Here is a 12,464-nt window from a genome sequence, read left to right as displayed (position 1 = left end):
TCTGGGGCGGAGCCCCAGTTCGGGAAGGGGCGGGTCTGGGGCGCCCCGCGAGGGACACAGGGCATGGAAGGGACGGGTATGGCTCGGCACAAGGAGGTGGTCGACGTTCAGCTGATCCTGCGGAAAGGGGACGACGTCCTGCTCGCCCGGCGCGCCGGCACCGGGTACGGGGACGGCCTTTTGAACCTTCCCTCCGGACACGTGGAGGACGGCGAGGACGTCCGCGCCGCGATGATCCGGGAGGCCCACGAGGAGCTCGGCCTCGACCTCGCCCCCGAGGACCTGCGCGCCGAGGTCGTCGTGCAGCACCGCGGCCCCGGCGGCGAACCCCGCACGGGCTGGTTCTTCGCGGCTTCGAACGGCGCGGGCGGCACCCCGCGCAACGCCGAGCCCCACAAGTGCGCCGAGCTGGCCTGGCACCCCGCGGACGCCCTGCCGGACGACATGGTCGCCTACTGCCGCGCGGGCATCGAGGCCTGGCGCAGGGGCGAGCACTTCGTGGTGCACTGGCAGGAGGACGGGGACGCGGTGGCGTACGAGGCGACGGGGCCCGACCGGGCGGTCGCGCTCGCCCCCTCGCGGGCCGGGGCGCTGCACCACGTGGAGCTCTGGGTGCCCGACGTGGTGGGCGCGGAGGCGGCGTGGGGCTGGCTGCTCGGCGAGCTGGGCTATGCGCGGGACCAGGTCTGGGCGCGGGGGCGGAGCTGGCGCAGGGGCGACCTGTACGTCGTCCTGGAGCAGTCGGCCGACCTGCTGCCCGGCGGCCACGAGCGGTGCGCGCCCGGCCTGAACCACCTCGCCTTCCACGTGGGCGGCCGGGCCGAGCTCGACCGTCTGGTGGGCCTCGCCCCGGCGCACGGCTGGGCACCGCTGTTCGCGGAGCGGTATCCGCACGCCGGAGGCGAAGGGCACTGCGCCGCCTACCTGGAGGACGGGATGGGGTACGAGGTCGAGCTGGTGGCGTCGCCGTGACGCCACCAGCGGCGCCCGTCAGCCGAGGCGGACCGCCTCAGCCGAGGCGGCCCTCCTTGGCCAGGCGCTCCAGGTCGTCCAGGGCCGCGCGGGCCGACCGGGCCGCGTGCGGGTCGGACTCCGTGAGGCCGCTCGCCTCGAACTCGTCCTCGTCCAGGCGGATCACCGTCGCCCCGTCGGCCGAGCACCACAGGTCGAGGTCCAGGTCCTCCACGGTAAGGACCTGGCCGGCGCGGACGGCGGGGCGGGTGACGTCGCAGTACCAGCCCTTGAGGGCGCCGTCCGCGGCGTACACCTCCTTGACCGCGTACCAGCGGTCCCGCCAGTAGTGCTCCACGAAGACGTCACCCGGCTCGAAGCGTACGAAGCCGAAGTCCCGCACGCCCGCGCCCGCCCACGGCGCGCTGACCGTGACGCGGGTGCCGTCGTCCGACACGAGGCGCGCCGGGTAGCGGATCTTGGTGCGGCCCGCCTTGCGCAGGACCACCTCGATGTCGGCTCCGGCGTCAGCCGAGGGTGCGGACATGGCGTACCTCCGTGTCACAGATCTCGTATCCGAACCACTTGTTGATCGCGAGCATGGGTGCGTTCTCGCCGTCGTTGCCCGTGAACGCCTCCGTGCAGCCGGCGGCGCGCGCCCGGTGCAGGGACGCGTTCTTGGCGAGCTTGGCGAGACCGCGCCCGCGATACGCGCGCGCGGTGCCCGTCATCCCGCTCAGATAGCGCCCCGCGCCGTCCGTGCGGGCCGCGCTGAACGCCGCGGGGCGGCCGTCCACCACGGCGACGACCGTCAACGCGTGGTTCATGAGCGGGTGGCGCCAGGTGTCGGCGAGCCACTGCTCGTAGTCCTCAAGCTCCGCGCCGATGTCGCCCGGCTCGTCCGCCGTCGTCTCGGCGTCCAGGGCGAACAGCGGGCGCGGGTCGGCGGCGAAGTCGGCGGCGGTGCGCAGCTCGACTCCGGGCGGCGGCGCGGCGAGCGGCGGCAGGTCGCCCCGCGTCAGGTCCAGGCGCAGGAAGTGCGCCGAGCGGCTCGCCCGGTAGCCGCGGCGCGCGGCGAACGCCCGGTTCGCAGGGCTTTCGAGGACCCACGCGTAGACGGTGTCCGCGCCCCGCGCGGCCAGCTGCTCCTCCGCGGTGCGCACGAGCAGCGAGCCCGCGCCGCGGCCGCGGCGCTCCGGATGCACGTAGACGTTGGCGAAGCCCTGGCCGGGCTCCGGGCTGTCGTACGCGATGCCGGTCTGCGCCGTGCCGACCACCTCGCCGTCGACCTCCGCGACCAACTGGCGGTAGTGGGCGTCCGGATGGGCGTGCTCGGCGTCGAAGAGCACGGAGTCGGCGGTCGCGAGCATGGCGGGCAGGCAGCTGCGGCGGATCGCGGCGAACGCGGCGGCGTCCGCCCGGTCGCCGGGGCGCAGGGCCCGGACCAGGACGTCTGTCATGGAGCGGACGGTACGTGCGGGACCCGCCGCGGCGCCTCCGATTTTCCCTCCCCGTACGGGACGGTCCGTGCGGGACAATCGGCACGTGACTCTGAAGATCGTCATCGAGGAAGGCGCGGGCGGCACGGCTCCGTACGAGCAGGTGCGCGCGCAGATCGCCGAACAGGCCCGCGGCGGGACGCTCCCCGTCGGCTACAAACTGCCCACCGTGCGCGGCCTCGCCGAGTCCCTCGGGCTCGCCGCGAACACCGTCGCGAAGGCGTACCGCGCCCTGGAGGAGGACGGGGTGATCGAGACGCGGGGCCGGAACGGCACGTTCGTGGCCGCCGCCGGGGACGCCGCGGCGAAGGGCGCCGCCGGTGCGGCGCGGGCCTACGCGGAGCGGGTGCACCGGCTCGGCCTCACGCAGGAGGCGGCGACGGCAGCCGTCCACGACGCCCTCCGCGCGGCCTACGGCTCCGCCTGACCCGACACCGCGGGCCCAGGTCGTCGGCCCCATGACCGCGGGCCCCGGCACAGGCACCGGCCCGCTACCGCCTGAGGCCCGCTACAGATACAGACCCGCGTCGGCGCCCTCCCGCGCGGAGGGCACGGAGGCCGGTCCCGAACCCCGGCGCAGCGCGTACAGCTCGGCCAGCGTCGCCCCGTCCCGCGACACCCCCTCGCTCGTCCCCAGCCAGTTCACCGACTCCGCGAGCGTGAGCGGCCCCACCTCGATCCGGGCGAGGCACCGCCCGGGCCGCACGACGGCGGGATGCAGCCGCTCCAGGTCCTCGTTGGTGGTGACACCGACGAGGACGTTGCGGCCCTGCCCGAGCAGCCCGTCCGTGAGGTTGAGCAGGCGCGAAAGGGCCTGCCCCGCCGTGTGCTTGGCCTCGCCGCGGATCAGCTCGTCGCAGTCCTCGAGCAGCAGCAGCCGCCAGCGGCCCTTGGCGCCGCCCTCGTCCTCGCCGATGGCGATGTCCATGAGGTAGCCGACGTCGGTGAACAGGCGCTCCGGGTCGAGCACGCAGTCGACCTGGCACCAGTCGCGCCAGGACCGCGCGAGGGTCCGCAGGGCGGACGTCTTGCCGGTGCCGGGCGGGCCGTGCAGGAGCAGCAGGCGCCCGGAGATGTCCTCCGGCGTCGTCTTCATCAGCTTGTCCATGGCGTCGGCGACCGGCGCGGTGTAGTTGCCCCGTACCTCCTCCCACGTGCCCGCGGAGATCTGCCGCGTCGTGCGGTACGGGCCGCGCCGCGGCGAGACGTACCAGAACCCCATGGTCACGTTCTCCGGCTGCGGCTCCGGGTCGTCCTGCGCGCCGTCGGTGGCCTGCTTCAGGACCGACTCGGCGAGCTCGGCGGACGTCGCCGTGACGGTGACGTCGGCGCCGCGGTTCCAGCGGGAGACGAGCACCGTCCAGCCCTCGCCCTCGGCGAGCGTCGCGCTGCGGTCGTCGTCGCGGGCGGCCCGCAGCACGCGCGCGCGGGGCGGGAGCAGCGTCGCGCCGGACTTGACGCGATCGATGTTGACGCTGTGCGAGTACGGCTGCTCGCCCGTCGCGAAACGGCCGAGGAACAGCGCGTCGACGACGTCCGAGGGGGAGTCGCTGTCGTCGACGTTGAGCCGGATCGGCAGGGCGTCCTGAGGGTTCGCAGACATGCCGCCATGATCCGCCACGAATGTGCCCCCGTGCACCCTGGTTTCCGCAGTCCGTACGCGCACGACGCACCACTGGGCCAAAGGTTTCGGCCGTTCCCGGACACTCGTACGGAATGAGCCCTACCGCAAACCGTCGTGGATACCCTTTCCGTTGATGCGACGTCATGGGTGGACTTCGGATACGAGGCGGTGGCGGTTCGCCGCTCTGCTCGGCGTTGGTGCGGCCGCCCTGGCCCTGGTCCTGACCGTCATCACGCTCCCCGAGAAGGACCGCGGCAGCACGGCGGGCACCACCCGGGACGGCGACAAGGTGCACGGCACCCCCGCGGACCCGCAGGGCCCGGTGCGCTCGGAGGTCGGCTGGGGCTTCACACATACGCAGTACAGCGCCGACGAGGGCGAGGACGCGGCCGTCGGCCGCGCCGGGAAACTGCTCAAGGACCAGCGCCGCCCGCTGCCGCAGATCCAGCACATCATGGGCTGGGGCGCGGGCAACCCCGAGCCCGTCAAGGGCCGGTACGACTTCTCGGCCATGGACCGCCGCATCGACTTCATCCGCGCCACCCGCGGCACGCCCGTGGTCACGCTGTGCTGCGCCCCGGACTGGATGAAGGGCGGCGAGTCCGGCTCCGACAACACGGACTGGAGCCAGGCCTCCCTGGAGACCGCCCCGAAGCCCGAGCACTTCGACGACTTCGCCGCGCTCGCCGCGACCGTCGCCAAGCGCTACCCGGACGTACGCCACTTCATCGTGTGGAACGAGCTCAAGGGCTTCTGGAACAGCGCCGAGGGCCGCTGGGACTACGAGGGCTACACCAAGCTGTACAACCTGGTCTACAAGGCGCTCAAACAAGTCGACAAAGACATCATGGTCGGCGGTCCCTATGTCGTCATGAACAGCGTCGACCCCCGCCAGACCGGGAACGTCTCGTCGGACCTGAAGGGCCCCTGGGGCCGCATGGACCAGGAGTCGCTCGACGTCCTCGACTACTGGAACAAGCACAAGGCGGGCGCCGACTTCGTCGTCGTCGACGGCGCCAGCTACACCGTGGACGACGAGCTGCTGCCCGACGAGTTCAAGGCCACCGACAAGCTGACGGCCGTCAGCAGCTGGGTGCGCCGGCGCACCGGCGGCCTGCCGCTGTGGTGGGCCGAGTACTACGTGGAGCCGGGCGACAGCCAGGACAACCGCGACGACTGGGCCGAGCCCCGCCGCGTCGCCGTCCACGCCAGCGGCCTGATGGCGATGGCCAAGGGCGGCGCCACCAGCGGCTTCTACTGGAACCCGCAGCGGCGCGGGGAGAGCTGCGCGGGCTGTCTGTGGAGCGCGACCCAGCTCCCGGACGGCGGCCGCGAGCTGCCGATACTGCGACTCCTCGCCCGGTTCTCCGAGGCCTTCCCGCCCGGCACGCGGTACGAGGAGGTGTCCGTCGCCGCCGACGACGTACCGAACGTCCGTGTCCTCGCCGACGACAGGACCGTCCTGGTCGTGAACACCGTCGACCGGACGATCAGCGCGAAGGTCGACGGGAAGCGGTTCGACATGGCCGGGTACGAGGTGAAGTGGCTGCGGCGGTGAGCCACTTCACCTCGTCGTCGTGAGCGTCACGCCATCGTCAGGAACCGCTGGATCAGCGACGCCAGGAACACCGCGAGCAGCGGCAGCGAGAACCAGAAGCTGCTCTGCAGCCAGCGCTGCTGCGCCACGCCCTGCGGTGCGGCGACCCGCACCACCTCACGCACGGCGAGCAGCACCACGAGCGCGAGGACCGCGAGCCCGCCCACCACCGACCACGGCGTCCACGTCACCTTCGGGCCCGCCGGACCGGGGTCCGCCGCCGGGACCTTGCCCGCGGGCCGCTCGCTCAGGGCGTACAGCGTCGCGTCGGGGTTGCTGTAGACCTTCTTCAGGTCCGGGCGCCGGTCGAGGTTCCGCATGAGGCGGGTGTCCCAGTGCTGCGGGTAGCCGCTGTCCATCTGGAGGTAGACGGTCTGGCCCCGGTTGACCATGAGGTACGAGTTGGGGCCCGCGTCCTTGAGCGCCTTGACCAGGCCCGACACCAGGGCCGGGTCGGGCGGCGCGAGCGTCGGCAGGTACTCGACCTTCTCCGGGTCCTGTTTGCCCCAGGGGATCGAGGGCGTCACGTTGGTGACGGTGTCGTTGCTCATCCACAGCAGCCGTACCGTCGGGTCGTCGTGCGCGTACACGTACTCCATCGCGGCGACCTCGCCGGTCCTGACGCGCTCGAACGGCTCGTTGCCCCAGCGCACCACCAGGAAGCCGCCGATCATGACGAGCCCGGCGAGCAGCGCGGCGACGGGGGCGAGGCTCCGCCGGTCGCGCTCCCGCTCCTTGGCGGTGGCGCCGGTGCGCGGGAACAGAGCGAGCCCGGCGAGCAGGGCCGCGCCCGGCAGCGCGAACATGAAGACGCGCAGGGCCATCTCGCCGCCGTAGCTCTGCATGCCGAAGCCCGTGAACGGCACGAAGGTCAGGACGACGAGGGACACCTCGCGGTACTTGAGCCGGCGGCGGCGCAGCCAGCCCCAGCAGGCCAGGGACATGACCGTCCCGGCGAGCGCCACCCGCGTGTACAGGACGAGCTTGTGCGTCTCGTCGCCGCCCTCGATGCGGCCCGACACGGACGACGACACATTGCCGCCGACGCCGCCGACCCCGCCGAAGAGCTCGTTGAAGTGCCCCGACCAGTACGGCTCCGCGAAGAAGCCGAGCCAGACGACGACCAGGACGCCGAAGAGCAGCGGCAGGCCGCGCAGTTCGCAGCGGCGCACCAGGACGAGCACGGTGACGACGCCGAGCATCACGAACGGCGTCAGCTGGTGCGCGGGCACACAGGCCGCGAACAGGCCCATGAGGACGAGCAGCAGGACCGCCTGCTGACGGCGGTTCGCCGGCTCCACCTCCACCTCGCCGGGCCGCCGCTTGCCCCACAGGACGCGGGGCGCGCGGAACCATACGAGGAGGATCGCCACGAACGCGATGTACAGCAGGAACGTGAAGCCCTGCGGCGAGAAGTAGTCCTGGCCGACCCAGCCGCACAGGACGAAGATCCACAGGCCCGTCCACTTGGCGCGCCAGCTCGCCCGCATGTGCCGCACGAGCAGGAACATCGGCGCCAGGTACAGGAGCTGGATGGCGAGCGGCCACCAGCGGATGACCTCCGTCATGTCCGAGACGCCGCAGGCCTTCGCGACGAACGTGGCCGCGGCGAAGAACCCGGGCCAGCTCCAGCGCGCGTCCAGGTCGGGCGCCGCCTCGCCGGTGCGGTCGATGTACTCCAGGAAGCCCAGGTGCTGCCAGGCCGTGGCGAACCGCGGCTCGGTCTCGATGACGGCGGGCAGCGCGTGCAGCGACACGACGGTGGCGAGCAGCGTGAGCAGGAGCAGGTGCTTCTGCGGCCGCTCCAGCGACAGGAGCGTGGCGAACACGCCCGCGAGGAGCACCGCGCCGAGCAGCGTGGGCAGCGGCAGGACGGTGATGAGGCCGAGCCCGCCCATGTCGTCGAGGTCGCGCTCGCTCAGGCCGAGCGCGGGCACCCAGTACAGGCCGAGGGCCAGGAGCAGGGCGAGGGCGATGACGGCGGGCTTGGTGTCGCGTGTGGGGCGGCGGGCCGCCGGCGGGGCAGGGGAGGCGGGCGCCGTGGCCGGTGTGGCCGGGGCGGCGGCATGGGCGGCCGGGGGAGGGGCGGCGTGCGCGGGCTGTGGACTCACGGAGGGTGAACTCGCCGACGGGGCAGGTGGTTTCGCCGCTGCGGCCTCGGTGGCCGGCGCTTCGGAAGCCTCCATCGCCCCGCGTGTCCCTTTCGCTCCGTCGGCCTCCTGAGTCCCACCGGTCCCGGGCGCCGTCGGCGTCCCCCGGGCAGGCGTCGGGAACGGGGATCCGACGGCCCACGTGGGCCGGTGCCCGTCCACCTCGCGCCCCTTCCCCGCTCCCACGGGCCCCCGCCCGCTCCCCGCCACCGGCGTCCCGAACGCCGGAGTCGCGGGCCCCGGACGCACGTCCGGCCTGCGCTCCTGGTGGTCCAGGTCGGTCTGCACGGTCAGTTGCAGCGTGTCCGAGTCCAGGGACTCGCGCAACGCCCACGCCGGGCCGTGGCGGCGCTCGGGCCGCTTCGTCAGGGGTACGGCCGGCGCGGTGGGCCGCCCCGACGGCGCGACGTCCGGGGTGCCGAGGTCCGCGAGGTCCCCGTCCGGGGCGGCGCGGTCGGCCGCCGTCGACACCGTGGCCGGCGCCGCGTGCGTGATCGCGTACAGCTTGGGCGCCGCGATCGCCACGATCACCGCCAGGCTGGAGATCTCCGCGACCCCCGCGCCCGTCAGGCCCATCCGGGGCAGCAGCACCAGCGTCAGACCGAGGACGAGCACGCACAGCAGGCCCTGAAGGAGGGCGAGTCCGGAGGTGCGGCTCTGCGCGCGCAGGACCGCGAAGTACGTCTCCATGATGACCCGCAGCGCCGCGCCCACCGCGAACCAGCGAAGCAGCGGCGTCGCCGCCTCCGAGTAGCCCTGCCCGAACACGTGCAGGACGTACGGCGCGGCGAGGAAGAGGAGCGCGCACGCCGGCAGCATGATCCGCAGCATGCGGCGCAGCGCGGCCCGCGTGTTGGCCGCGAGCCGCGCCGGGTCGTGCGCGCCCTCGACGGTCAGCGAGGCGCCCATGTTGATCGCGAGCAGGTTCATGGTGCCCGCGATCGTGGTCGTGATGTAGAAGTACGCGTTGTCCTCCGAGCTGACCTGTGCGGCGACGATCACCGGCACCAGGTAGACCACGGCGAGGGAGAACAGGGAGCCGGTGTAGTCACCGGCGAGGAAGCGGCCTATCTCGCGCAGCGACGGCGGCTTCGCCTTGCCCTCGGTGAGCTCTATGTGGCGCGGTACGAGCCGTCGGAACACCAGCCAGCCGAGCGGCACGACCGACAGGGCGATGGCGGCCACCCACGACACGAACACCCCGGCCGTGGGGATCGCCGCCGCCATCACGATGAGCAGGCCGAGCTTGACCACCGAGAACACCGTGTTGCCGACCGGCACCCACAGCGCGCTGCGCAGCCCGGTGAGCACGCCGTCCTGGAGGGTGAGCAGGCACCACGCCACGACCGACGCGACGAACCCGACCCCGGCGAGCGGCCCGTGCAGGAAGCGGTACGACGGGCCCCACAGGTCGAGCGTGAACAGGAAGACCAGCGCCACCAGCCCGACGACGATCGAACTGCCCGCGTACGTACGGAAGATGAGCTTGCCCGTGGCGCGGCCCGCGACCGGTATGAACCGGGCGAGGGCGCCCGTGAGCGTCACGGCGGTGACGCCCGCGAGCAGCTTCATCGCCGCGATGGCCGCCGAACCCTGGCCGACCGCCGACTCCGAGTAGTACCGGGCGGCGGCCAGCCAGAAGCCGAGGCCGAGCAGGCCGGAGATGCCGGTGTTGAGCATGAGCGCGTAGGCGTTGCGGAACAGCGGAGTTCCCCCGCCCGCCCCGGGCAGACGCATTCTCCGGGACCTTCCGGGTTTGCCGGAAGCGGGGCGGCGTCCGGTGGTGCGGTCGGTTCCAGTGACCTCTGCCTGTGCGGTGGTCGTGTCAGACACGGGCGCGAGCTGCCTTCCGGCGTACCTGTCGGCATCGGCGAACGATGGCGTATCCCTTGGTGAGCACACGATCTCTTGCGAAGGTGCGGCCGATCCCGCGGCACTCCACGAGTCTTTCGAACTCGTCGAGGTCCGTGCTGCGCCGCACCGTCACCCGTCTCAGCGCGTACGGGCCCTGGTGTCTTCGTGCCAGGCCGTTGCCCACGGCGAGGGACTGGCAGAACCCGGCGCCGCGCACCGCGCGCCGCACCCTACGGCTGGAGTAGCCGTAGGGGTAGGCGAACGACACGGGGGCGGAGCCGAGTTCCTCGGCGAGGATCTCCTTGCAGCGCGACACCTCGAACCAGAGCGCGTCGTCGCTCAGCTGGTCCAGCTGCGGGTGGGTGTGGCTGTGGCCGCCGATCTCCGTGCCCGCGGCGGCCAGGTCGAGCACCTGCCGCCAGCTGAGCATCGTGTCGAGGCCGCCCCCGGTGTCGTAGGGGCCGCGCAGCCAGCCGGTCGCGACGAACAGCGTCGAGGCGAAGCCGTGCTTGGTGAGCACGGGCAGCGCGTGCTGGTGCACGCCCTCGTAGCCGTCGTCGAAGGTGATCAGGACGGGCCGCGTGGGCAGCGGCCGTCCCGGGTTGCGCCAGTGCCAGGCCAGCTGCGCGGTGGTGAGCGGTGTGCAGCCGAGCGCCAGGAGCACTTCCATCTGCTCGGCGAACTCCTGTGGTGACACGGACAGTTGGTGCGTGGCCTCGTTCGGCAGGGGCGCGACCGAGTGGTACATGAGTATGGGGATGCCTCCGTTCATCTGGGGCCTCCCTTGCCGTCGGGTCTGTCCTCCGCCACGGCCACGACGGAGAACGTCGCGCCTCCCCGGCGGGCCCGTACGCTCCCGATGACGTACCCACCGGCCGCCGCCGCCACTCCCGCGACGATGGCGCCCGCGCGCCCCGCCCCGCCGGGCCGTCCGAGCAGCGCGTCCTTCAGGCCGCGCCCGACTCCGGCGGGCAGCACCCGCGTGGTGTACCGGCGCTCGGACTCCAGGCCCTTGCCCGCGCCCACGCTCTTGGCCACGAGGGCCTTGGAGAGGCCCTCGGCGTAGGCGCGCGTGCGCAGGTAGCGGAACCGCTCGCGGGCCGCGGGCACCCGGTGGTGGATGACCGCGCGGTCGTCGATGAGGAGCACGGCGTCGGGCCGCGCGCGGGTGAGCCGGATGCACAGCTCCGTCTCCTCGCAGCCGAGCGGCAGCTTGTCGCCGTCGCGGCCGATGCCGGTGGCGAAGCCGCCCGCGACGTCGAAGGCGGTGCGCCGGAACGAGGCGTTGCCGCCCAGGACGTTGCGCACCTGCACCCGCCCTGTCGGATGGCCGCGGTACATGCACCCGACGACCCAGTCGAACTCCTCGGGGAACCAGGCGGGCCGGCGGCGCGAGGCCCACACGGGCCGGGTGGCGCCGCCGACGGCGAACACCCGCGGGTCGTCGAACCCCTCGGCGAAGTGGCGCAGCCAGTCGCGCTCGGCCACCGCGTCGTCGTCGAGGAAGGCGATGATCTCGCCGCTGGAGGCGGCGATGCCGGTGTTGCGGCCCGCGGACAGGCCGCGGGGGCCCGCGTTGGCGAGCACCCGCACTCCGTCCGTCTCCTTGTACTCCTTGGTCAGGCGGTCCTTGAGCGATGCGTTGTGGTCCACCACGAGCAGCGTTTCGTGCGCCGCAAGGGACTGTGCCCGCACCGAGGAGACCGCCGCGAGGATGTCCTCCCAGCGGTCCTCGGTGTACGCACAGATGACCACCGAGATAGTGATCAAGAAACCTCTCCCTGACGCCGGGGGAGGGAGACGGTGCGTGAACTCCTTCGCTGCGTACGCCGGTTGGAGCGCTCGGTGAGGATCACCTTGAGCACGCGCAGGCCGTCGCGCACGGCGCTGAGGTTGCTCGTGCCGTGGATGCGCAGATACTCGTGGCTCGGGATCTCCTGGACCTTCAGGCCCGCCTTGACGACGCGGATGTTCATCAGCGTCTCGACCTCGAAGCCGGTGCAGTCGAGCTCGATCTTGTCGAGGCAGTGCCGCCAGAAGGCGTTGTAGCCGTAGCACAGGTCCGTGTACCGGGCGCCGAACTTGGCGTTCACCGCCGTGCACAGGGCGAAGTTGCCGAGCTTGCGGATGAGCGTCATGTCGTCCGTGCCACCGCCGTTGGCGAAGCGGGAGCCCTTGGCGAAGTCGGCGCCGGAGACCAGTGCGGAGACGTAGGAGACGATCTCGTGGCCGTCCGCCGAGCCGTCCGCGTCGACCATCACGATGATGTCGCCCGTGCACGCCTCGAACCCGGTGATGAGCGCGTCGCCCTTGCCCTTGCCCAGCTGCCGGACCACCTTGACGTCCGGCCACAGCTCGCGGGCCACGGCCACCGTGTCATCGGTGGAATTACCATCCACCAGGACGACTTCGTGAATCCACTCCGGCAGTGTCTTGAACACATAGGGAAGATTCTCCGCCTCATTCATCGCGGGAATCACGACACTCACCGGCGGCGCAATCGCAAGATGCGACGACACCGGTCGATATTGCTGCTGGCTGGGAATGGCGGGCAGGCCGTCCCCGGTCGGTTCGATTAAAGGATCTTGGCCCGAATTGAACGGGCGCACAGCAGAACTCATGAGTCTTGTCCCTCTCGTCCCGTGGACCGCCCGCCCCCGGGCGGTCCGGTGGTGGATCCGGTTCGAAAGGGGGGGTTCTCACGTGCGGCCATGCCGGAGTGGTACTCCGTGCAAGCCGGGTGAGCTGGCATGTCAACGCGGCACGTGACCCGGCAGAACCTCGAGCAC

The 12,464-nt window shown here is 72.3% G+C and carries 10 protein-coding genes; 3 read left to right on the top strand and 7 right to left on the bottom strand.

Features of this window, described 5'->3' with window-relative positions; genetic code table 11:
- On the top strand, nucleotides 1–972 hold a 972-nt coding region (locus ACFWZ5_RS32630; RefSeq protein ID WP_384891635.1), incomplete at its 5' end, for an NUDIX domain-containing protein.
- A gap of 37 nt (nucleotides 973–1,009) precedes the next feature.
- Here ACFWZ5_RS32630 and ACFWZ5_RS32625 read toward each other — a convergent pair.
- Nucleotides 1,010–1,498: a DUF402 domain-containing protein gene (locus ACFWZ5_RS32625; RefSeq protein WP_384795027.1), complete on the bottom strand. Its 489-nt coding sequence runs from the start codon at nucleotides 1,496–1,498 to the stop codon at nucleotides 1,010–1,012.
- Nucleotides 1,479–2,411, bottom strand: coding sequence for a GNAT family N-acetyltransferase (locus ACFWZ5_RS32620; RefSeq protein WP_384795025.1), 933 nt, complete (start codon nucleotides 2,409–2,411; stop codon nucleotides 1,479–1,481). Before ACFWZ5_RS32620 ends, ACFWZ5_RS32625 begins: the two co-directional genes overlap by 20 nt.
- Nucleotides 2,412–2,496: 85 nt before the next feature.
- Here ACFWZ5_RS32620 and ACFWZ5_RS32615 point away from each other — a divergent pair, with 85 nt between their 5' ends.
- On the top strand, nucleotides 2,497–2,877 hold the full coding sequence (locus ACFWZ5_RS32615) for a GntR family transcriptional regulator (RefSeq protein ID WP_384795023.1): 381 nt from the start codon (nucleotides 2,497–2,499) through the stop codon (nucleotides 2,875–2,877).
- A gap of 81 nt (nucleotides 2,878–2,958) precedes the next feature.
- On the opposite strand, the gene ACFWZ5_RS32610 is transcribed toward ACFWZ5_RS32615, so the two are convergent.
- Nucleotides 2,959–4,053, bottom strand: coding sequence for a DUF5925 domain-containing protein (locus ACFWZ5_RS32610; RefSeq protein WP_384795021.1), 1,095 nt, complete (start codon nucleotides 4,051–4,053; stop codon nucleotides 2,959–2,961).
- Nucleotides 4,054–4,207: 154 nt separating this feature from the next.
- Here ACFWZ5_RS32610 and ACFWZ5_RS32605 point away from each other — a divergent pair, with 154 nt between their 5' ends.
- Nucleotides 4,208–5,632 carry a xylan 1,4-beta-xylosidase gene (locus ACFWZ5_RS32605; RefSeq protein WP_384795019.1) on the top strand — a complete coding sequence of 475 codons (1,425 nt, stop codon included), beginning with the start codon at nucleotides 4,208–4,210 and terminating at the stop codon, nucleotides 5,630–5,632.
- 26 nt (nucleotides 5,633–5,658) lie between these two features.
- Here ACFWZ5_RS32605 and ACFWZ5_RS32600 read toward each other — a convergent pair whose 3' ends face one another.
- The 4 genes from ACFWZ5_RS32600 to ACFWZ5_RS32585 are packed head-to-tail and all read right to left on the bottom strand — an operon-like array spanning nucleotide 5,659 to nucleotide 12,296.
- Nucleotides 5,659–9,654: a lipopolysaccharide biosynthesis protein gene (locus ACFWZ5_RS32600; RefSeq protein WP_384795017.1), complete on the bottom strand. Its 3,996-nt coding sequence runs from the start codon at nucleotides 9,652–9,654 to the stop codon at nucleotides 5,659–5,661.
- Nucleotides 9,647–10,447: a polysaccharide deacetylase family protein gene (locus ACFWZ5_RS32595; protein WP_384795015.1), complete on the bottom strand. Its 801-nt coding sequence runs from the start codon at nucleotides 10,445–10,447 to the stop codon at nucleotides 9,647–9,649. Before ACFWZ5_RS32595 ends, ACFWZ5_RS32600 begins: the two co-directional genes overlap by 8 nt.
- Nucleotides 10,444–11,445: a glycosyltransferase family 2 protein gene (locus ACFWZ5_RS32590; RefSeq protein ID WP_384795013.1), complete on the bottom strand. Its 1,002-nt coding sequence runs from the start codon at nucleotides 11,443–11,445 to the stop codon at nucleotides 10,444–10,446. Before ACFWZ5_RS32590 ends, ACFWZ5_RS32595 begins: the two co-directional genes overlap by 4 nt.
- Entirely contained in the window at nucleotides 11,442–12,296 is an 855-nt protein-coding gene (locus ACFWZ5_RS32585; RefSeq protein ID WP_384795011.1) for a glycosyltransferase family 2 protein, read from the bottom strand. Before ACFWZ5_RS32585 ends, ACFWZ5_RS32590 begins: the two co-directional genes overlap by 4 nt.
- Nucleotides 12,297–12,464 lie beyond the last annotated feature (168 nt).

Source organism: Streptomyces sp. NPDC059003 (genome assembly GCF_042740445.1).
Classification (GTDB): Bacteria; Actinomycetota; Actinomycetes; order Streptomycetales; family Streptomycetaceae; genus Streptomyces.
The sequence above is the reverse complement of the archived record's forward strand: the minus strand, read 5'-3'. Positions and strand labels throughout refer to the sequence as shown.